This window comes from Paenibacillus sp. 01T424, from assembly GCF_056398745.1.
The window spans coordinates 26,670-45,670 of record NZ_JBFTPZ010000006.1 but is presented as its reverse complement, the minus strand read 5'-3'; the positions used below and the strand labels follow the sequence as shown (position 1 = coordinate 45,670).

Here is a 19,001-nt window from a genome sequence, read left to right as displayed (position 1 = left end):
TTGTCCAGCCGGAAGGGTCCGCATTTTTCTGTTTACGCTTTTACTTAGCCAGATATTCGACGAACCTTACAAAGATAGTGGCTACTTCGGCGCRGGTGGCGGTGGCTTTGGGGTCAAAGAGGTTGTTCGGCTTGCCTAATACAATGCCGATGCCCCGCAGCGCCTGAACGGCCTCCAACGTCCATGAGCTGATCTCACTCTCGTCCGCGAAGGACTTAGATTGGCTTTCAGGTATCTCATAGCCCTTGTACTTCATGTAGTTGTACAGTATCACCAGCATCTGCTCGCGCGTCATCGGTGAATTGGGGTCAAACAGGTCTGCGTTTATACCGTTGACTATGCCGCTTTCGGCCGCCCACTCGACTGCCGCCGTGTACCACTGCCCGTCCGTCACGTCGCTAAAGCGGGAACTCGTGTAGCCGGAGCGGTTTGCGTTCTCAAGATTGGCCAGTACCTGCACGAACATCGCGCGCGTCATTGAGGTGCCAGGTGAGAACGTCGTGGACGTCGTGCCGTTGAAAAGACCGTATGTGTAGGCGAAGTTTACGTAGCTGTAGAACCAGTCGTCCATGTTGACATCCTTGAAAGGATTGCCCGACATCACGAGGAAGCCCAGCGGGGTGTCGTCATCGAACACAAGCTCCGTACCCTCATGGATGTTCAGCGACATGCCGTTGTCTAAGCCGACACTCGCGCCGCCCGGTCCTACCACAACCGCGCCGCCGCTCTGTATCTTCGAGCCGCCGTGGATATCCACCTGGTTGCCGTTCGGCAGGTTCACATGCGCGTCTCCGCCGCCCACTGTGACCGTACCGTCGCCCGCTATCGTCGAGCCGCCCGGAATGGTCACTGTGCTGTTGCCGCCGGGTAGTGCCACTTCGGCGCTCTTGTCCGCCGGAATAGTCACCTTACCGTTTGAGTCTATAGTTGTGCCTTCGGGTACCTTAATCTTCGTCCCACCCTTGGTCGCAATCTCGCCGCCGCCGGGTAGGGTGGTGTTGCCGTTTTTGTCAGTGACCGCGGGCTTATCCTTAGGTGTATTCACTGTGTAGTTCGCCTTCGACAATCCAGCGTTTGTCCCGGTGCCCGTATTGCCGCTGTTGCCACCAGAAGGATCGGGCACAATGGGAGTCGGCGTCTTCGTCGGCGTAGCCGTTGCACTGATCTCCGCGCCGTCGCCCTTCGCACTTACCGCAACGACCTTGAAGGTGTAGCCTTGGTCGTTTGTCAGGCCCTTGAAGGTATATTTGGTCTCCGCCGCACCCAGTGTGACTGGCGTCACGTTGCCGTACCAGACCTTGTAACCCAATATCGCGCTGCCACCGTCGTCAGCCGGAGCAGTCCAGCTCAATGTGACCTGTCCGTCGCCCGCCGTCGCCTTGAAGCCGCCCGGAGCACCGGGCACGTCCGTTTTTCTCTGCGCAAACATCCAATCAAAGACGTCTGTGTAGTCATTGTTCCAAGCCGACAAGTTAGAGGACTGCGCCGTGGGAGCTATGCTCCAAGTCCCCGTAGTTATCTGGTTGTAAAGAACCGCCGCTTCAACTTCGTGCGCTACATAATCAGCCAGGACAGGTGTGTTGGCCTGATTCGGCCTCTGATTCGGCTGATCAAATTGATTGTAGGGCCACGTAAGAGCCTCATTGCTCTCAAAGCGCGAAGCCCTCGCGTTGATCATTTTCGGCATATTGGTGTTTATGAAGCTAGTGAGGTTAGTCTGGTATATTCCAACGTTATGAGCATTTATAAACATCCAATAGGCCAGGTTGGTGTGAACGTCGTTGGCGTTGGCGTTCGGTGAGCCGCTTACAGGGGACATAGGTGCGGCGGCCGCGAAGAAGCCGGGGTAGGCGTTAACTAAGTTGTTCGTATACTGGCCACCCCATGAGAAGCCCGCCGCATATATACGATTAGAGTCTGCTGCGCCGCTAGCAACCAGGTCGTCTATAACCTTCTTAACATTGACTGTGGAGGGAGTAGACGTGCCATTATAGGAAATATTCAGTATATGGCTGGCGTATTTGCCGGGGTTTTCTTCCATTTTCTTCATCAGAGCGACCGCACCGTTGGCGGATTTCATGGCCGCTTTTTGGTCTGTCGTAGCGACTGTGCCGCCACGTCCCATGCCGTGGGTATAGACATACAGCGGCAATCCTTGCAACACTTCACCGTTTTCATCCTTGTGAAGGTAGAGCGCGCGATTGACCGAATTGCCCGTGGGTGTTGTAAACTTGTCAAGGATCGGATTCACAACTTTTTCCTGTTCAAAAACCACGTTGCGAAGCGGACTCCCTTCTGTCAGTACGATCTCGCCGTTTTGGACGATGTTGTAAACCTGCTTTGTCGAGTTACTGCTGCCATCCAGCGTTATATTGCCGCCGCTCGCTGAATAAAACTCAGACTCAACTACGATGTAACGGCCGCTTGCCAGTCCGGCCTGATAATCCGGTGAATTGCTTACCGTCCCCAGATAGCCGCGCACCTTCGGTTTGACATTGGCGTATACCCTTGTGATTTTGCGCGTCCCTTCAAAGGTCACCGAGTCACCGTTCAGGGTCGTGTTCCTAGCCGACAAGGTAAACAAGCCCGGATTAAGCTCGGAGCCTAACGCCGCCTTCCCCTCGCCTAAGTCAATGATGACAGCCGTCGTGTACTCGCCACTGGCGAAGTTGTCATTCCATACGATAAAGGGAAGCAGCTCCGCGTCCGGATCGTTTTTGAATGTCACGTGAATTGTATGGTCAGCGTTAACATTTAAAAAGGTATAAGTGCCAGCGGATAGAGTCGCGGCCTCGCCGTCTACCGTTACGGTATCCACAATTTTGCCGTAATCGGGGGTAAACGTTAATTCTTTGTTTGAGCCCCTATCTATTCTCAGAACATCGCCGGGTGGGTTCGACGTTATTCGGCCGCCCGATCCCGCCGTGGCGGTGATTGAGAATCTGGTGTCCACTTCATTGGCTAAAGAGAGCTCCAGGCTGTTTGTAAATGAAGCAGCGCTGGTATAAGCCGCGTCCGGATCTCCGAAACAGGAAACGACTTCATAGCGGTCACCGCCCTTTTCCGTCGAGTTATTGATATAAACCTCAAAGGTAAGCATGCCCTCCTCCAAGGTCAAGGTTCTTTTGGGTATTCTCATCTCCACGATATATCCTTTTTCCGTGGTCTGGGTCCACGCAGCTCTGCCCGGAGCGGCCTGCCCTGAAAACACGCCCGTCGCGCTGACGCGCCATTGGTTTGCGCCTCCGGTTCCGGTACCGACATAAAACTCCAGGCTGTCGTACTGGTGATCTCCGCCGGCTCCCTGATATAGATTGCTGTCCTCCACAACTACGCGGGCATACAGGTAGTTGTGGTCCCAAAGGATTCTGGCTGTGCCCGTGGCATGGGGTCTGGAGTCGCCGGGCACAGTGCTTTTGTTGATGTGATGCTCCATTGTCAGGGCCCACAGTGGGTCGTCTGACCCGAGTTCGGGAGTTCCGAAAATGGCGGTCGGCGTTTCATTCGCTTCTGCGTTCTCGATGTTGTCAGTGTCGGCGGCATAGCTGGTAGGCATTAGCGACGTCACCATTACCAAGCAACAGAGGTACGCGAGCATTCTGCTAAATCGTTTTTGCATAAATGAAAATCCTCCTTATTTTTCGATCCGGTGCGCCCACGGCTTACCCGCATCGTATTCGGACACATTGTCAATTTGACAAACGCCCAACTATATGATGTGGTATATTTACCAGGTTTTCAACCTGTCAAAATATAGAATCTATGGAAACGATTGATCCGAGAAATCTTTGAAAATAATCAGGATTCAATTCAAATAAATGCTGATGTTAAAGTGGCTTACTTATCTCATATTCAAGGCGAAATGCTAAAGGATTCTAATACAATACTAGAAGAATTCATCGATGCTGGGTGTAAAACTTATGAAGAGATTAGATCATATATTTCAAAGTATTGCTTTGAAGGTTGAAGGAGAAATTGTTAATCAAAAGATAGAATCTTTATCTGGCGGAAAAAAATATGCTTCAATTGGCTAAAGTTTCTGCCAGTAAAGCAAACGTATTGCTTCTTGATGAACCGACAAGTCATTTAGACACCTATACACAAATAGCACTGGAGAAAGCCATTGAAGACCATAAAGGTGCGATTCTCATGATTTCTATTTTGTGGTAAATGGTATGGATTATGTTTTAATCATTGACGATAAGACGATTCGAAAAATGAGTATACAAAAATTTAGAAAGATGATTTATGCTAGTCATTTAGATAGAGACTATTTAGAAACTGAACAAAAGAAAAAATCAGTTGAAACGAAAATAGAATTGGCTTTATAAGATACAGATTTTGTACTTGCAAAAGTATTGGTTAATGAACTGATAAATCAGAAAGAGATTCTTTTTTATCATTTATCAATTGATGATTTTATCAAAGATTTTTTTAATAATAAATTTTCAGATATTGAACCTACAAGAGAAGTAGATGAGCAAGTTATCGCACAAATAATGTTTGATCCCTTAGTCTCAATGTACTATTCGACAATTGAATTGTTTTCAGAAATGGGTTTGAATGTAATAGTAGATACTGTAATCGAGAATGACAAGAGGTTTAATGAGTGTCTTGATATATTTTCCAATCAGCCTACATTATTTATAGGTGTAATATGCTCGAAAGAAGAACTCATAAGAAGAGAGCAAGCAAGAGGAGATAGAAATATTGGACTAGCAGCTTCACAGTTCAGCAAAGCATATAGCATTGATGAATATGACCTCGAAGTAGATACGGAAGAGATGAATCCAATAGAATGTGCCGAAAAGATATTAAGTTTTATTAAGTCGAATCAGAAATACTCGGTATTTAAGAATCTAGTTAAAAGAAATGTTAGTGTTTCCTAGATGGCGTATCCATGAAATGAATGGTTTTGCCCTTTTGATCCAGCTTCATTTTCTTCAAGGAAAAAAGGAAATATAAACAAATAAGCGAATAAAAGTATGGATTACGATGCTATCAAAGGAGTAGAAGCGAAAATGTCTAATCAACTTAGCTCTCTTACCGTATTAATGGTATCCGATTTAGCAAAGTCTCAAAACTTTTATCGCGATTCGCTTGGTTTTAATGTAACCGATTGGTGGGCAGAGCGCGGCGGCTTGCATGGCGTAGCACTCAAGCTATTTCAAGCGGCCGCCCCTTCGGATGTAAGGCCGAATCAGCGTCCAGCTGGCGGCGGTTATGCCGTGGATGTACAGGTTTATACAGAAACATGGGCACAATTGGATGCGCTGTACGAGGAGTTCCGCAGTAAAAATGTTATCATTTCCGTGGAACCAATCATTTATGCAGACGGAGGACCATGGAAAGAGTTCGTCATCGAGGATCCGGATGGCTACCACTTTGCATTTGGCGGAACAGATGGCAACCCAGGCAACTAAAATAGTAAAAAGGCTGCCGATCAATGGATTCGGCAGCCTTTTATTAAAATAAGCTAGACGTTAACAGGAGTAGCCTCTACCATCCAGTCAAATGGATCTGCAATTTTGCCCATTTGAATGCCCGTTAGCGTATCGTAAAGCTTCTTGGAGATTTCGCCTGTCTGGCCTCCATTGATGACGAGAACATCATCCTGCCAGTTCAGTTCTCCAATAGGAGAAATAACAGCAGCTGTACCTGTTCCGAAAGCTTCCTCTAATGCGCCGCTGCGCCCAGCCTCATACAGCTCTTCGATCGTAATCGGACGCTCGACAACTTCAATATTCCAATGACGGAGCATATGAATGATGGAATTGCGAGTCACCCCATCGAGAATACTGCCGTTTAGTGCAGGTGTATGAACAACACCGTTGATTTTGAAGAAGACGTTCATACTGCCGACTTCTTCAATATATTTGCGATGTACGCCATCGAGCCATAGCACCTGAGAATAACCTTTCTCTTTAGCAAGCTCCTGTGCTTTGAGACCAGCAGCGTAGTTGCCGGCCGTTTTCGCTTCGCCCACGCCGCCCTTTACGGATCGAACGTACTCGGATTCGACGAAGATTTTTACCGGGTTCACGCCTTCTGTGTAGTAAGCGCCTACCGGCGACATAATGATGATGAATTTATACTCTGTAGACGGTGCTACACCAAGCTGAGGTTGAGTCGCTATGACGAATGGACGAATATAAAGCGACGTGCTAGGTGCTGTTGGAATCCAGTCCTTATCAACTGAAATAAGCTGCTTTAAAGCTTCAATCGTTGAATCGATATCGAGCTCAGGAACGCTGAGACGCTCGTTAGAGCGATTCATTCGTTGTATGTTTTTTTGAGGTCTGAACAGCAATACGCGACCATCGTCGGTTTTATACGCTTTCAAGCCTTCAAAGATCGTTTGTCCATAATGAAACACTTTAGCTGCGGGGTCTAATACGATCGGTTGGTAAGGCAGAATACGCGGCTTGTGCCAGCCGTTGTCCGTCGAATAATCCATAATAAACATATGGTCCGTAAAATGATTGCCGAACCCAAGCTGGTCCACTTCTGGTTGTTGTTTCTTGTTTTTGGTTAACTCGATTTCCAATGATTGTAGCAAATGGCCCATCTCCCTTTATTGATCGTTAATTGAATGCTATCACTTCATGCGATATATTTAAAATATCTATTTTATTGAATGTCCATACCTTTAGGGTATGAACGGACGGAGTGATCGAATTGGACATGCGGCAGCTTAAATACTTCTTAACTATAGCACAAGAGGGACAGGTTACGCGCGCTGCAAAGCTGCTTAATATGGAACAGCCGCCTCTTAGCAGGCAATTGAAGCAAATGGAAGAGGAGCTTGGCGTCAAGCTGTTTGAGCGAAACGGCAAAGGGTTGATTTTGACCGATTCAGGAGAGCTGCTCAAGAAGAAGGCGGAGTCGCTGCTCTTGCAATTTGATGAATCCCTCAGAGAGGTAAAGGGGATGGAGGAGGGGGTTCGCGGCGTCCTGTCGATCGGGTCCGTTGTTTCCTGCATTTCCTTATTGCCCAAAAATATTGAGCTGTTCAGAGAAAAATATCCTCAAGTTACGTTTAAAATATCGGAGGGCGATCACTTCTATCTTGGTGAACAGCTGGAGAAGCGGGCCATTGATTTAGTTATCGCTCGGCTGCCGTTTGAGGCACAGAAGCATCCGCAGCAATACTCCATTATGCCGCTGCCATCAGATCCGTTTGTTGCCGTTATTCCAAGCTCATGGACGGAATATGCAGGAAAAGAAGCATTGTGCATGAAGGAGCTTGCCCAGTTTCCGTTCCTCACCTTGAAGACGGATCGAACGACTCGCATGCATGAGCAGGTCGTGAACGAGTGCAAACGGCACGGCTTCGTTCCTAATATTATATGCGAATGCTCTAGTGTCGCCATTATTATGTCCCTTATCGCTTGCGGCATTGGGGCGACCGTATTTCCGAAATCGGTTATGTCTTCTTTTCCAAGCACCGTCGTCAAAATGCTCAACATTGAGGATGCGGACTTTCAGTCGGGTGTCGGCATTCTATGGCTGAAGGATCATTATTTGTCCAAGCGCGCGCAGCAATTTATTGAAAGCTTTCGTACTGAAATGTAATAAAGGAGGAGACAACACTTGGATCAGCTACCTATAAGATTAGCGGAAGCCAAGCTTCGTATGTATGAGCAGCAGCATGTTCTGGAGATGCTTGCAAACCTGCCGGAGCAGGAGAAAAACAACCTGGCTGCGCAAATTTTAGAAATTGATTTTGAGCGGATAGCCAAAGCTTTAGCCGGCCGCAGCGATACTAAGAAGCTGAACAACGATACGATATCTTCGATACCTTTTGAAGACTGGGAAGATTTTGAACAGGGAGAAAAAGCGGCATATACTGAAAAGGGCTGGGAGCTGCTGCGAGCTGGGAAAGCTGGAGTTATCGTTGTTGCTGGCGGGCAGGGCAGCAGGCTTGGCCATGATGGGCCTAAGGGTACGCTGGATATTGGACTTCCATCCCATAAATCTTTATTTCAGCTTCAAGCAGAGCGGCTGCTGTATTTATCGAGAAAAGCCGGCAAGTCTATCCCATGGTATATCATGACTAGCCCCGATAATCATGAAGCAACGAAGGCATTTTTTCATTCCTTGCATTACTTTGGTTATCCAGCGGAGGACTGTTTTTTCTTCCAGCAAAATACGATGCCTGCGCTCGATCATGACGGTAAGCTGCTTTTATCGGAGGACGGAACACTAATGCTGGCCCCTAGCGGCAATGGAGAATGTTTCGCGTCGTTAAAACGCACAGGAGCAATTGCTGATATGAAGCAAAGAGGCTTAGAGTGGTTGTTTTATTATAATGTAGACAATGCGCTCATAAAGGTCGCAGACCCTGCATTTATTGGACTAGCTGCGTCACGCAATCAGATGGTTGCAACAAAGGTTATCGAAAAAACGGATGTTGACGAGAAAATCGGGATTTTTTGTTTGAAAAATGATCGTCCGGCTGTACTCGAGTATAACGAAATTCCGTCATCCATTAAGGATAAAAGAACGAATGAAGGGCGATTGTTTTATAGCTTAGGGCATATATCTATCCATCTATTTAAGCTGGACTTCATAGAAGAGCATGCAGATACGGATATTCCTTTCCATATTGCCTCCAAAAAGATGAAATACATGGACGCCGAAGGAAGCATCATCACACCTACGGAGCCAAACGCCTATAAGCTCGAACGCTTTATTTTCGATTTTTTTCCATTGGCCGATGAAGTTACTGTTATACGGGGGATTCGTGAGGAGGAATTCGCTCCAGTCAAAAATAAATCGGGTGAAGACAGTCCGCTTAGTGCACGCAAGCTCGTTCAGTCGCTTCATCGAAGCTGGCTGCGCGCCGCTGGTGTGTCTGAAGAGCAGCTGCAGGGGCGTGATATAGAAATTTCACCATTAATCTCGTATAACGGTGAAGGCTTGAAAGTGGAAGATTGGAGCTTTGACTGATCGCTAACGAACTCCAGAGTCGCTATATGATCAAATTAGACTCTATTTGGTATGTAACGAATCCCACTGGCGCTATTTTACGTTGTAGCTCCATATATTGAAGTTATTTTGTAGAATAACGTTACTGGAGTTCGTTAGAATTTAGAAAACGATCATTTGTGCGAAATAACGTCTCTAGAGTTCATTACATGTTTTGAAATTACTCGAGAGCCAACACAGTCGAAATATAGGGCTGCGTTTACCTATTTTATAAAAAGATATCAACAAGGAAAATGTTTACATTACGAACGTGTGTACGGTATTATTGAGGTGGCTGATTATTCATGTTTATTAGCTAATAGAATAGACTTCTTTCTAAAGGGAGATGATCTGATGAATACAGAACACGTAACATCTACCGATCAATTGCAACAAAAACTAGATAATCATTGCAATTGTCTAGCTAAACAAGGTTATCTTAACGGTTGTGTATTGGTTGCATTCGAGGGACGAATCATCTTAAACAAGGGTTATGGGATGGCAAGCTTTGAGCTGGATGTTCCGAATGATCCGCAGACGAAATTCCGTATTGGCTCGATTACAAAACAATTTACGGCGGCAGCAATCGTTATGATGCATGAACTGAAGCTTCTGAACGTAGAAGACCCGATCTCCGAGTACCTCCCCAGCTACCCAAATGGCGATAAAATTACGATTCATCACTTGCTAACACATACATCAGGAATTCCGAACTACACAGGCCTAGAGGATTTTGTACCAAAGATGAGGCTTGTTTCTTCTACAGACGACCTCATTGCCAGATTTGCAGACAAGCCCTTGTTGTTTGAACCGGGGGAGAAGTTTGATTACAGCAATTCAGGATACGTGCTTCTTACAGCAATTATCGAGAAAATATCCGGACGCACCTACGAGGACTATATTTACCATGCCATATTGAAGCCGCTCGGAATGATAAATACCGGTTATGATCATGCTAAAAAAATATTGAAAAACCGTGCATCCGGCTACGAGGTTTGGGGTGAAGTAGTGAATGCAGAGTTTCTGGAAATGACTATTCCATCCGGTGCTGGAGGCATGTATTCGACCGTTGAGGACCTTTATATTTGGGGACTGGCGCTGCATTCACATAGGCAGATCAGCGAGAAGGCTTATGCGAGCATGACGACACCTTTCAAAGATACATATGGCTACGGATTATCTATATATGAGGAAGAAATTATGGGCAGCCTCAGGAAAGTTATCGGTCATGGCGGAGGCATTAATGGTTTCTTAACCGAAATGAGGCATTATAAAAAAGAAGATGTAACGGTAATCGTTTTATCTAATCTAGTAACGACGCAGGTAGGAGCGATTAGTCAGCAGCTGGCGCGGCTTGTTTTGGGCGAAGAAGTGCAGCTTCCGATATCGCATACGCCGATCAAGCTGAAAATCAATCAGTATAACAATCTCATTGGCAGCTACGATGTGGAAGGGGAGCCAGGCTCGCCATTAATCATTTCGCAAGAGCAAGAGAAGTTTTATCTCACCCAAAATACGTGGTTTAAATTTGAGCTCTGTCCTTATTCCGCAGTAGAGGGAGAACTGCTGTTTTTCTTGAATGGAATGGACGGAAAGATTACTTATACCGAAACCGGATCTGTACCAGAATTAACGGTTCAGCTGTTTGGCGGCGTCAAAAAAGCAGTGAAGAGCGTTAAGTCATGATTCAAGCCGTTATTTTTGATTTAGACGGTACGCTGCTGGATCGTGATCGTTCCTTATTGAAGTTCGTAGAGGAGCAATTCGAGAGATTGATTAGACCGAACGTCGAGGTGGATAAAGAGAGTTATATTAAAAGGTTCATCGCATTAGACAGTCGTGGCTATGTTTGGAAGGACAAAGTATACCAGGAGCTCATACGAGAGTTTGAGCTAAGGCTGGATTGGAATGAGTTGCTAGACGACTATAAAAAAGGTTTCTCAAATCATGCGGTTTCATTTCCTAATATGATAGAACTGCTCGATGGCCTTAAGGAAAAAGGCTATAAGCTGGCAATGATTACGAACGGATTCGGGGTCTTTCAAGCGAGCAATATTCAGGCCCTCCAAATCGCTCATTATTTTGATGAAATTCTTATTTCGGAGCGAGAAGGCCTTCGCAAGCCTGATCCCGCTATATTCCTGCGAGCTGCGGAAAAACTGAATGTGGCGACAGAGGCATGTGTTTATGTTGGAGACCATCCAGTCAATGACATCACTGCGAGCAAAGCGACAGGTATGAAGGGAATATGGAAGGAAGACAACTATTATACGGAGTCATTTGAGTATGACGCGAAGGTGAAGGACTTAATAGAAATTAGACATTTAGTTGAACAATGGAAATAACGGAGGAAAGCTAAAATGGAGCTAAGACCGAGGGTTTGTGCGGCAATTATTCGTGATGAGAAAATTTTGATGGTCTTTCAAGATCATCCCCTCGAGAATCGGAGCTTCTGGACATTGCCCGGCGGTGGCGTAGAAGCTGGGGAAACGAATGAGGATGCGGTTATTCGTGAGGTTAAGGAAGAAGTCTGTCTAAACGGCAAAGCGGAAAGACTACTATTTGAAGCGGAATATTCATTAGGGCCGGATTATTGCTATCTTGTTACCGTTGATGCGAAGGAAGAGGCGCAGCTTGGAGTAGACCCTGAGCTCTCTGCTGATGAGCAGGTATTGAAAGGAATCGCATGGTTTACATTAGAGGAAAAGAAAAACGATCTGCAGGTGTCTAGAGTCATTGCTTGTCTATAGCTCTTTTCCCCATCTATGAAAAATTAGTTGTAAAATGGTAAATTCACCTTTACAATAATAGGAATGACTGGAAGGGGTGGAGGTATGAAGACGATGATAGAGGCGCTTCGGGAAAGACCTCGATTATCATTTTTATATTTCCATTCTTATATGAAACACTAAAGCGATTGCTGCTTTAGTGTTTTTTTTATACTTAAAAACGCGAAGGAGTGTTTTAGAAATGATGAGAGAACAATTGGCGAAAGCAATCTATGAAGCAGCCTATTTAGAGGGAGAGTTTAAGCTGCGTTCAGGTCAAGTTTCGAATCACTATTTTGATAAATACTTATTTGAGTCCAATCCTAAGCTTTTGGCAGAAATTGCAGAGAAACTGGCTCCGTTAGTACCCAGCGATACCGAAGTATTGGCAGGGCTCGAGATGGGCGGCATTCCGATTGCAACAGCTCTTTCACTGAAAACAGGTATACCTGCAGCATTTGTAAGAAAAGAAGCAAAGAAATACGGTACCTGTAAGCTTGCTGAAGGTATACATATAGCAGGGAAAAAGGTCTGTATTATTGAAGATGTGGTTACAACAGGAGGGCAGATTCTTATCAGCACGGATGATCTGAGGAAATATGGGGCTGAGATCAAGTCCGTTATGTCGGTGATTGAACGAGAGCCGCTGGGCAGGAGGAATCTCGAAGAGGCGGGATTAACCTACATTTCTTTATTCCATATCGATGAGCTATTGCAAGCTTCGACTAAGTAATATTTCGTAATACCAGAGCAACTACTACCCTTTATAAGAGAAAATGATAGCAAGCTGCTATTAAATTGATTGGTAATTTGAATTAAAATTCGTTAATATGTATTAATATGCAATAATATCCGACGACTTGTTTAGACTTGATCGCCAAGATCAAGAAGGATTACCCCCATATTAAGGTGTATTCAGCGATAGATCCTTATCGTAGCAGCATGGATGAGGAATATGAGTATGCACAAAAGAAGCTTGAAGCGGGAGCAGACGGTTTCTTCACGCAGCCATTTTTTGATCTGAGCTTGATGGAGCAGTATTCAGATATGCTGAAGGGCTCCGAAATTTTCTGGGGCGTATCGCCGGTCGTATCGGACAAATCGCAAAAATATTGGGAAACAAGAAATCATGTTGTATTCCCTGCTGATTTTCAACCGACGCTTGAGTGGAATATCGATTTTGCGAGGCAAGCATTAGCGTTTACGAAGAAGACGAACAGCCACATTTATTTTATGCCGATAAAAGTCGATTTGCAGGCTTATTTTGATGGGATTTTCAGTAAAGTACTCGTATAAAGTAAAATGCGAATGGATAATAAATGACGGCTGTCTCCAAAGGCAACATGCCAAGAGGAGCAGCCTTTTTTGTGTTTTTATGAAAAAAACTTCATTGGCTGCAAGATTATAATAATGCTACAATCGTTCAAGTGTGGTCATTTGGAAATGTAAGGAAGTTTAGATATCGTACAATATATTAAAAAAGGGTTGAAGACGATATGGCTATCAGAACCAAAACGGTCATTTTCACCATATTGCTTGTACTAGGCTTGCTGCTTCGCTGTTATTATACGGATTGGGATAAAAAGCTGACGGGTGACGAGGTTGGCTATAATAAAATGGTGCTGCAGCTGCTTCACGAGGGCGTTTACGGATATGCGCCATATGCTTATTCAGAAAAACCTAATGCGTTTACAACACCAGGTTATCCTCTTTTTTTGGCTGGCTGTTATGCCGTATTTGGATATGCGGGAGATCGTCCCCCAGTCGTACAAATTCAGGCGCTGCAAATATTGATTCAGCTTATATGTGCAGTTATCATGTATGGGATTGCGAGACGGATGTTTGCGCATACGGGCATTAGCCTGTTTATGATGGCTTGTTATTTATTGCATCCCACGTTTATTTTATCGCCAATGTATCTTTTAACAGAAACGTTATACGGTTTATTTTTTCTAATATTTATTTATCTTTTAGTGAGGTGTGCACAGGAGACAAAGCTTAGATGGTTTCTATCACTAGGTGTAGTCTTCGGCATTTGTGTACTGATCCGGCCAACGATCGTTCCCTTTATAGTTGTTTTGCTAGCTGGTGTAGCGGTATACGGCAGAAAATATGGAATGGCAGCGGTGCTAAAAGCGATTTCCGTTATTACGATCGGATTTGCTGTAATGATGCTGCCCTGGTGGATTCGCAATTGGATGACCTTAGATAAGGTGCTGTTGCTCGCGGAGCAGACGGGAAATCCGTTGTTATGGGGTTCTTATCCTTTTGAACGGAGTCCTCATGTAGACGTTAAACAAGATCCCGCGGAAATGGGGAGAATAGCTTATGAGCGAATTATCAATGGTTTCCGCAATGAGTTTTTCACTTACCTGAGCTGGTACAGCTGGGGCAAGCTGCTAATTTATATTAGTGAGATTTTTCCGGGTTTAGGATATATAACAGTAAATAAGCTATTTTCCAAGCTGATAACCATTTTGCATATGATCGTTATGGTCATTGGTTTGGGTGGACTCGTAAAGATCATTATCCATGAAAGAAGAAATGCGATGTATATGATGATTGCATTGCTCGCCGTGTTTAGCATACTGCTGTATCTTCCCTTCTCGCCTACGCCAAGATATTTTTATCCGACGATTCCGCTTTGTTTGTTGGGACTGGGATATTTGCTTTCATGCACCATAACGTCTAAGGGCAGACCAAATAAAAACGAAGGTTATCGAGCATAGTTGCTTTAAGGCATGGACGTTTTATAATAGATAGAACTAAATGTAATATCGCGTTTTATTCGAATATAAGCAGCAGGAAAGAAAGTATGAATAAGGACTTTAACAAAGGTGGTATTTTGGTAAATGGCAAAAGGAAAATATTATGTCGTCTGGGTTGGCAAGAAAACAGGGATATTCACTTCATGGCCCGAGTGCCAAGCGCAGGTTAGTGGAGTACAGGATGCGAAGTTTAAATCTTTCGAGACGAAGCCGCTGGCGGAAAAAGCTTTCCAAGACGGCTGGCGCAGTCATTGGGGGACAGGCTCAGGCAAAGCTGCTGCTTCGAGCGCAAAAACAGGGAGCAGCGTAAAGCAGCCTGTACTGCTTCAGGAAGAAACGGCTTCTATTGACTACGATAGTATTTCTGTTGACGTAGGAACGCGAGGGAACCCAGGGCCTGTCGAGTACAAGGGTGTGGACACACAAACGAGCGAAATTTTGTTTTATGTCGGGCCCATTCCGAATGGTACGAACAATTTAGGTGAATTTATCGCTGTGGTTCATGCACTTAGGTACTTGAAGGAGAAGGGCAGCACGAAGACAATCTATAGTGATTCTAGAACGGCTCTGAGTTGGCTACGTAATAAGAAGGTAGCCTCCACCTTAAAAAGGGACGCATCCACCGCAAAAATATGGGAGCTAACGGATGAAGCGGTGAAATGGCTGCACACGAATACATACACGACTAAAGTGTTGAAATGGAACACCGAGGAGTGGGGTGAAATTAAAGCTGATTTTGGGCGAAAGTAATGGAACGTTGACATTTTGTAGGGAGCGGAGAGCATGAAGCCAATTACAATTCTGATAGCTGACGATGATACGGAGATTATCGATTTGATCGAGCTGCACTTAGAGAAAGAAGGTTACCAATGTGTCAAAGCTTCTAACGGCCAAGAAGCTGTAGATGCTGTTCAGAAGCGTTCGATCGATTTAGCGATTTTAGATATTATGATGCCAAAGTTGGATGGGTATGAAGCAACGAGACAAATTAGGCTAAAACATCATATACCTATCATTTTTTTAAGTGCCAAGTCGTCTGATCTCGACAAGATTACAGGGCTAGTAAGAGGAGCGGACGATTATGTAACGAAACCGTTTAATCCTATGGAATTGATAGCGCGTGTGAACGCTCAACTCCGGCGTTCTACGCAGTTTAACCAAGTAGCTCCAGTTAACAGTCTCTTGTTGGAGGCTGGAGGATTAGTCATCTGCCTAGAAGAACGAACAGTCGCTTTTTATGGCAAGCCTATCGGATTAACGCCGAAAGAATTTGATATTTTGTATTTGCTAGCTAGTAATCCGAAGAAAGTATATAGCTCAGAACATATATTTCGACAGGTGTGGGGTGAAGCTTATTATGAAGGAAGCAATACGGTCATGGTACATGTCCGCACCTTAAGGAAAAAACTCGGAGAAGACTCACATAAAAATAAGTTGATCAAAACCGTCTGGGGAGTAGGTTATAGCTTCTATGGCTAAAATGATCCGCAGCTTTCGCTCAAAAATGATTCTACTTTTTGGTCTAAGTATGCTATTTTCCGGGGTAATCACCTATTCGATATATAAAGTTCTCCAACTCTATTATTATACGACTAAAGTAGAGGATAGCTTTACTAAAGTTCGTTACTTCATAAGAGATATTGGAGATGTAAACTTTTTTCTTATCCTATTTATTCCTCTTTCCATTTGGTTTTTCTTTCTGCTTACTAAACGATATTCAGCGTATTTTCATGAAATATCGGGGGGAATTAACCTGCTGGCGAAGGGCGACTTTCACAACCACATTAACATTTCATCCAAAGATGAGTTTGGGGATATTGCCAGAGACATAAATTTAGCAAGCGAAAAATTAAAGCTGGCCTTGGAAAGAGGAGATTTTGAAGAAAACAGCAAGGAACGATTGGTGTTGAATTTAGCTCATGATTTGCGTACACCGCTAACTTCTGTTTTAGGTTATTTAGATTTCATCCTTCAGGATGATCAACTGTCCAAAGAACAAGTAAACCACTATACGAGCATAGCTTATACAAAATCTCAACGTTTGGARAAACTCATAGATGAATTATTCGAAATTACGAGAATGAATTACGGAAAAAATAAGATTGTAAAAAAACAAGTCGATCTTAGCGAGCTTCTCATTCAATTAAACGAGGAATTATATCCTGCTTTTGAGAAAAACCACCTCACAACAAGGCTGAATGTCGCTCTGCATTTGAACATACGAGGTGACGGGGATTTATTGGCACGCGTATTTGAAAATCTTCTGACGAATGCAATCCGTTATGGAAAAGACGGCAAGTTTATCGATATAAACGGCAAACTTGATGGAGAAGAAGTGGTCGTGCACATTGTCAATTACGGAGATTGTATCCCAGAGGAAGAACTGCCGCATATATTTGATATGTTTTATACCGGCGATAAATCTAGAACCTATCAAGAAGGAAGTACAGGACTCGGCCTGTTCATTGCGAAAAACATAACGATGCAGCATCAAGGCACTATTTCAGCAGAGAGCAATTTTATTCATACGATTCTTGAAGTTCGGTTGCCACATGATAAAGGATCTGATGGCAGCTAGAAATCATAATAATATTCATTTAAGGAAAATTTTATGTTTACCCTACTTTTTCTTTTATCATTCACCCCTATTCTAAATGTACGAATGGGAGGTGGAACGAAGAATGAAGAAGTGGGGTTTTTGGCATGTCTTCATTGCAGGGAAACATATGAAAAAGTGGTTCAGAAAGGATTCCTCAGCGGCTTTGCTATTTCTCGTGCCGAGCGTTTTCGGGTTTGCGTTATTTTACCTGATTCCGTTTGCCATTGGAGTATTCTATTCTTTTATGGATAGTACGGTAGATAGCCAGTTTGTTGGATTAGATAATTACCGCGAGCTATTTGCGAGCGACTCCTTCCGAAAAGCGTCATCCAATACGTTTTATTTCAGCGTGGTGAGTGTTCCGCTTATACTTGTGCTGTCGTTAGGTCTTGCCATCATTTTAAATAAAARTATATATTTGCGAAATTGGCTGCGCACTGCCTATGTGCTGCCACTTGTCGTCCCTGTCGCCTCGATTCTACTCATTTGGCAGATGCTGTTCGATTGGAACGGCTCTTTGAACGCATGGCTTGCCGGGTTCGGATTTGAACGGGTGGATTGGATGAAAACCGATGCGGCCCGAAACGTAATCATTATCGTTTATCTATGGAAGAACATCGGATATAACGTCATTTTATTTTTGGCGGGACTGCAACAAATTCCTAAGGATTATTATGAAACCGCCCAGATTGAAGGTGCAGGGCGGTTAAGGCAGTTTCGTAGTATTACGCTGGTCTATTTAACATCCACGATGTTTTTTGTAGTTATTATGTCGATCATTAATTCGTTTAAAGTATTTCGGGAAACGTATTTGATCGCAGGCGAATATCCGCATGACAGCATATACATGATGCAGCATTACATGAACAATATGTTCACGTCGCTTAATATTCAAAAGCTGACAGCCGCCGCGACATTGATGGCAGGATGTATTCTTCTGATCGTCATGGGTTTGTTTGTGATGGAACGCCGTTTTCGGCAGTACATGGAGTAGGGGGAAGGAAGGCTGTGCTAGTTGTAAAAGTAGTACAAAAAATAGTGTTAACGGGAGTCATGTGTACAATAGCAGTTTTATTGTTGTTTCCCATTGTGATTACGTTCACAAACTCATTCATGACAGAGCAAGAAATTGCCATCAATTATAGTCCCATAGGGCAAATAGAAAAAGTGGAGGCAGGAAGAGAAAATCCTTTTGTAAATTTAAAATTGCTGCCGGATCAATTGACCCTGGAGCAGTTTTACAACGTGTTGGTGGGCAGTCCGAGATATTTGATGATGTTCTGGAATTCGGTATTTTTAGTCGTGCCAATCATCATAGGACAAACCCTCGTAGCAGCGCTTGCTGCGTACGCTTTCTCAAAGCTGAAATTTCGCGGTCGAGAACACTTGTTTCTCGTCTATATCCTGACAATGCTCATGCCGTTCCAAGTCACGCTAGTGCCCAATTATATTATGGCGGATAAGCTAGGGCTCCTGAATAATCCGAATGCGATTATATTACCTGGCATATTCGCGGCTTTTGGTGTGTTTATGCTCAGACAGTTCATGCTTGATATTCCCTATGCTTACATAGAAGCGGCCAAAATGGACGGAGCTGGACATTTGCGAATTTTTTTTAAGATTATTACTCCGATGATCAAACCGGGTCTGGCTGCGCTTGTGATTCTCTTGTTTGTTGATTATTGGAATATGGTAGAGCAGCCGCTTATTTTTTTGGACGATCCATTTATGCAGCCGCTATCGGTGTTTTTATCTAGGTTGAATGGTGAGATGGGGATAGCTTTCGCTGCATCTATGCTTTTCATGGCTCCGATGATGCTGCTGTTTCTTTATGCGGAAACATATTTCATCGAAGGCATTCAATTGTCCGGAATTAAAGGTTAGGGGGAAAGATGG

General features: G+C 44.3%; 17 protein-coding genes and 1 pseudogene. 16 read left to right on the top strand and 2 right to left on the bottom strand.

Annotation, left to right across the window (positions count from 1 at the left end):
* Window positions 1–40: 40 nt before the first annotated feature.
* Entirely contained in the window at window positions 41–3,619 is a 3,579-nt protein-coding gene (locus tag AC1DPK_RS07485) for an S-layer homology domain-containing protein (RefSeq protein WP_477509863.1), read from the bottom strand.
* 153 nt (window positions 3,620–3,772) lie between these two features.
* Between AC1DPK_RS07485 and AC1DPK_RS07480 the strand changes: the two are divergent.
* The 3 genes and pseudogenes from AC1DPK_RS07480 to AC1DPK_RS07470 form a co-directional block, all read left to right on the top strand.
* Window positions 3,773–4,328: pseudogene (locus AC1DPK_RS07480) on the top strand (ATP-binding cassette domain-containing protein); the annotation flags it as partial.
* A gap of 30 nt (window positions 4,329–4,358) precedes the next feature.
* Window positions 4,359–4,889: a chloramphenicol phosphotransferase CPT family protein gene (locus tag AC1DPK_RS07475; RefSeq protein ID WP_477509862.1), complete on the top strand. Its 531-nt coding sequence runs from the start codon at window positions 4,359–4,361 to the stop codon at window positions 4,887–4,889.
* A 132-nt stretch (window positions 4,890–5,021) separates the two neighbouring features.
* Window positions 5,022–5,423 (top strand): VOC family protein, encoded by a 402-nt coding sequence (locus tag AC1DPK_RS07470; protein WP_477509861.1) that lies wholly within the window; start codon window positions 5,022–5,024, stop codon window positions 5,421–5,423.
* A gap of 53 nt (window positions 5,424–5,476) precedes the next feature.
* Here the strand turns inward: AC1DPK_RS07470 and AC1DPK_RS07465 are convergent, their stop codons facing one another.
* Window positions 5,477–6,559 carry a branched-chain amino acid aminotransferase gene (locus AC1DPK_RS07465; protein WP_144376722.1) on the bottom strand — a complete coding sequence of 361 codons (1,083 nt, stop codon included), beginning with the start codon at window positions 6,557–6,559 and terminating at the stop codon, window positions 5,477–5,479.
* Window positions 6,560–6,678: 119 nt separating this feature from the next.
* On the opposite strand from AC1DPK_RS07465, the gene AC1DPK_RS07460 reads away from it, so the two are divergent.
* From AC1DPK_RS07460 to AC1DPK_RS07400, 13 genes are all read left to right on the top strand, one after another.
* Window positions 6,679–7,575: a LysR family transcriptional regulator gene (locus AC1DPK_RS07460; protein ID WP_441880752.1), complete on the top strand. Its 897-nt coding sequence runs from the start codon at window positions 6,679–6,681 to the stop codon at window positions 7,573–7,575.
* Between the two features lie 18 nt (window positions 7,576–7,593).
* Entirely contained in the window at window positions 7,594–8,952 is a 1,359-nt protein-coding gene (locus tag AC1DPK_RS07455; RefSeq protein ID WP_477509860.1) for a UTP--glucose-1-phosphate uridylyltransferase, read from the top strand.
* Window positions 8,953–9,324: 372 nt separating this feature from the next.
* Window positions 9,325–10,656 (top strand): serine hydrolase domain-containing protein, encoded by a 1,332-nt coding sequence (locus tag AC1DPK_RS07450; protein ID WP_477509859.1) that lies wholly within the window; start codon window positions 9,325–9,327, stop codon window positions 10,654–10,656.
* Entirely contained in the window at window positions 10,653–11,315 is a 663-nt protein-coding gene (locus AC1DPK_RS07445; protein ID WP_477509858.1) for an HAD family hydrolase, read from the top strand. The genes AC1DPK_RS07450 and AC1DPK_RS07445 overlap by 4 nt, the downstream gene beginning before the upstream one ends.
* Before the next feature lie 15 nt (window positions 11,316–11,330).
* Window positions 11,331–11,720 carry an NUDIX domain-containing protein gene (locus tag AC1DPK_RS07440; protein WP_477509857.1) on the top strand — a complete coding sequence of 130 codons (390 nt, stop codon included), beginning with the start codon at window positions 11,331–11,333 and terminating at the stop codon, window positions 11,718–11,720.
* Window positions 11,721–11,940: 220 nt separating this feature from the next.
* Complete coding sequence (pyrE, locus tag AC1DPK_RS07435) at window positions 11,941–12,471, top strand: orotate phosphoribosyltransferase (RefSeq protein WP_477509856.1); 531 nt, start codon at window positions 11,941–11,943, stop codon at window positions 12,469–12,471.
* A 137-nt stretch (window positions 12,472–12,608) separates the two neighbouring features.
* Entirely contained in the window at window positions 12,609–13,034 is a 426-nt protein-coding gene (locus AC1DPK_RS07430) for a methylenetetrahydrofolate reductase (RefSeq protein ID WP_477509855.1), read from the top strand.
* A gap of 200 nt (window positions 13,035–13,234) precedes the next feature.
* Window positions 13,235–14,467 carry an ArnT family glycosyltransferase gene (locus AC1DPK_RS07425; RefSeq protein ID WP_477509854.1) on the top strand — a complete coding sequence of 411 codons (1,233 nt, stop codon included), beginning with the start codon at window positions 13,235–13,237 and terminating at the stop codon, window positions 14,465–14,467.
* A 123-nt stretch (window positions 14,468–14,590) separates the two neighbouring features.
* On the top strand, window positions 14,591–15,256 hold the full coding sequence (gene rnhA, locus AC1DPK_RS07420; RefSeq protein WP_477509853.1) for a ribonuclease H: 666 nt from the start codon (window positions 14,591–14,593) through the stop codon (window positions 15,254–15,256).
* Between the two features lie 33 nt (window positions 15,257–15,289).
* Window positions 15,290–15,985 carry a response regulator transcription factor gene (locus tag AC1DPK_RS07415; RefSeq protein ID WP_441880743.1) on the top strand — a complete coding sequence of 232 codons (696 nt, stop codon included), beginning with the start codon at window positions 15,290–15,292 and terminating at the stop codon, window positions 15,983–15,985.
* Window positions 15,978–17,084, top strand: a complete 1,107-nt coding sequence (locus AC1DPK_RS07410; protein WP_477509852.1) for a sensor histidine kinase — start codon at window positions 15,978–15,980, stop codon at window positions 17,082–17,084. The genes AC1DPK_RS07415 and AC1DPK_RS07410 overlap by 8 nt, the downstream gene beginning before the upstream one ends.
* A 148-nt stretch (window positions 17,085–17,232) precedes the next feature.
* On the top strand, window positions 17,233–18,099 hold the full coding sequence (locus AC1DPK_RS07405) for a carbohydrate ABC transporter permease (protein WP_477509960.1): 867 nt from the start codon (window positions 17,233–17,235) through the stop codon (window positions 18,097–18,099).
* Window positions 18,100–18,158: 59 nt separating this feature from the next.
* Entirely contained in the window at window positions 18,159–18,989 is an 831-nt protein-coding gene (locus AC1DPK_RS07400) for a carbohydrate ABC transporter permease (protein ID WP_477509959.1), read from the top strand.
* Window positions 18,990–19,001: the final 12 nt, after the last annotated feature.

What these genes read in the sequence shown, in the direction of transcription:
- AC1DPK_RS07470 (WP_477509861.1), top strand. Translation starts at nt 5,022, where the DNA reads ATGTCTAATCAACTTAGCTCTCTTACCGTATTAATGGTATCCGATTTA.
- AC1DPK_RS07450 (WP_477509859.1), top strand. Translation starts at nt 9,325, where the DNA reads ATGAATACAGAACACGTAACATCTACCGATCAATTGCAACAAAAACTA.
- AC1DPK_RS07445 (WP_477509858.1), top strand. Translation starts at nt 10,653, where the DNA reads ATGATTCAAGCCGTTATTTTTGATTTAGACGGTACGCTGCTGGATCGT.
- AC1DPK_RS07440 (WP_477509857.1), top strand. Translation starts at nt 11,331, where the DNA reads ATGGAGCTAAGACCGAGGGTTTGTGCGGCAATTATTCGTGATGAGAAA.
- pyrE (WP_477509856.1), top strand. Translation starts at nt 11,941, where the DNA reads ATGATGAGAGAACAATTGGCGAAAGCAATCTATGAAGCAGCCTATTTA.
- AC1DPK_RS07425 (WP_477509854.1), top strand. Translation starts at nt 13,235, where the DNA reads ATGGCTATCAGAACCAAAACGGTCATTTTCACCATATTGCTTGTACTA.
- rnhA (WP_477509853.1), top strand. Translation starts at nt 14,591, where the DNA reads ATGGCAAAAGGAAAATATTATGTCGTCTGGGTTGGCAAGAAAACAGGG.
- AC1DPK_RS07415 (WP_441880743.1), top strand. Translation starts at nt 15,290, where the DNA reads ATGAAGCCAATTACAATTCTGATAGCTGACGATGATACGGAGATTATC.
- AC1DPK_RS07400 (WP_477509959.1), top strand. Translation starts at nt 18,159, where the DNA reads ATGTGTACAATAGCAGTTTTATTGTTGTTTCCCATTGTGATTACGTTC.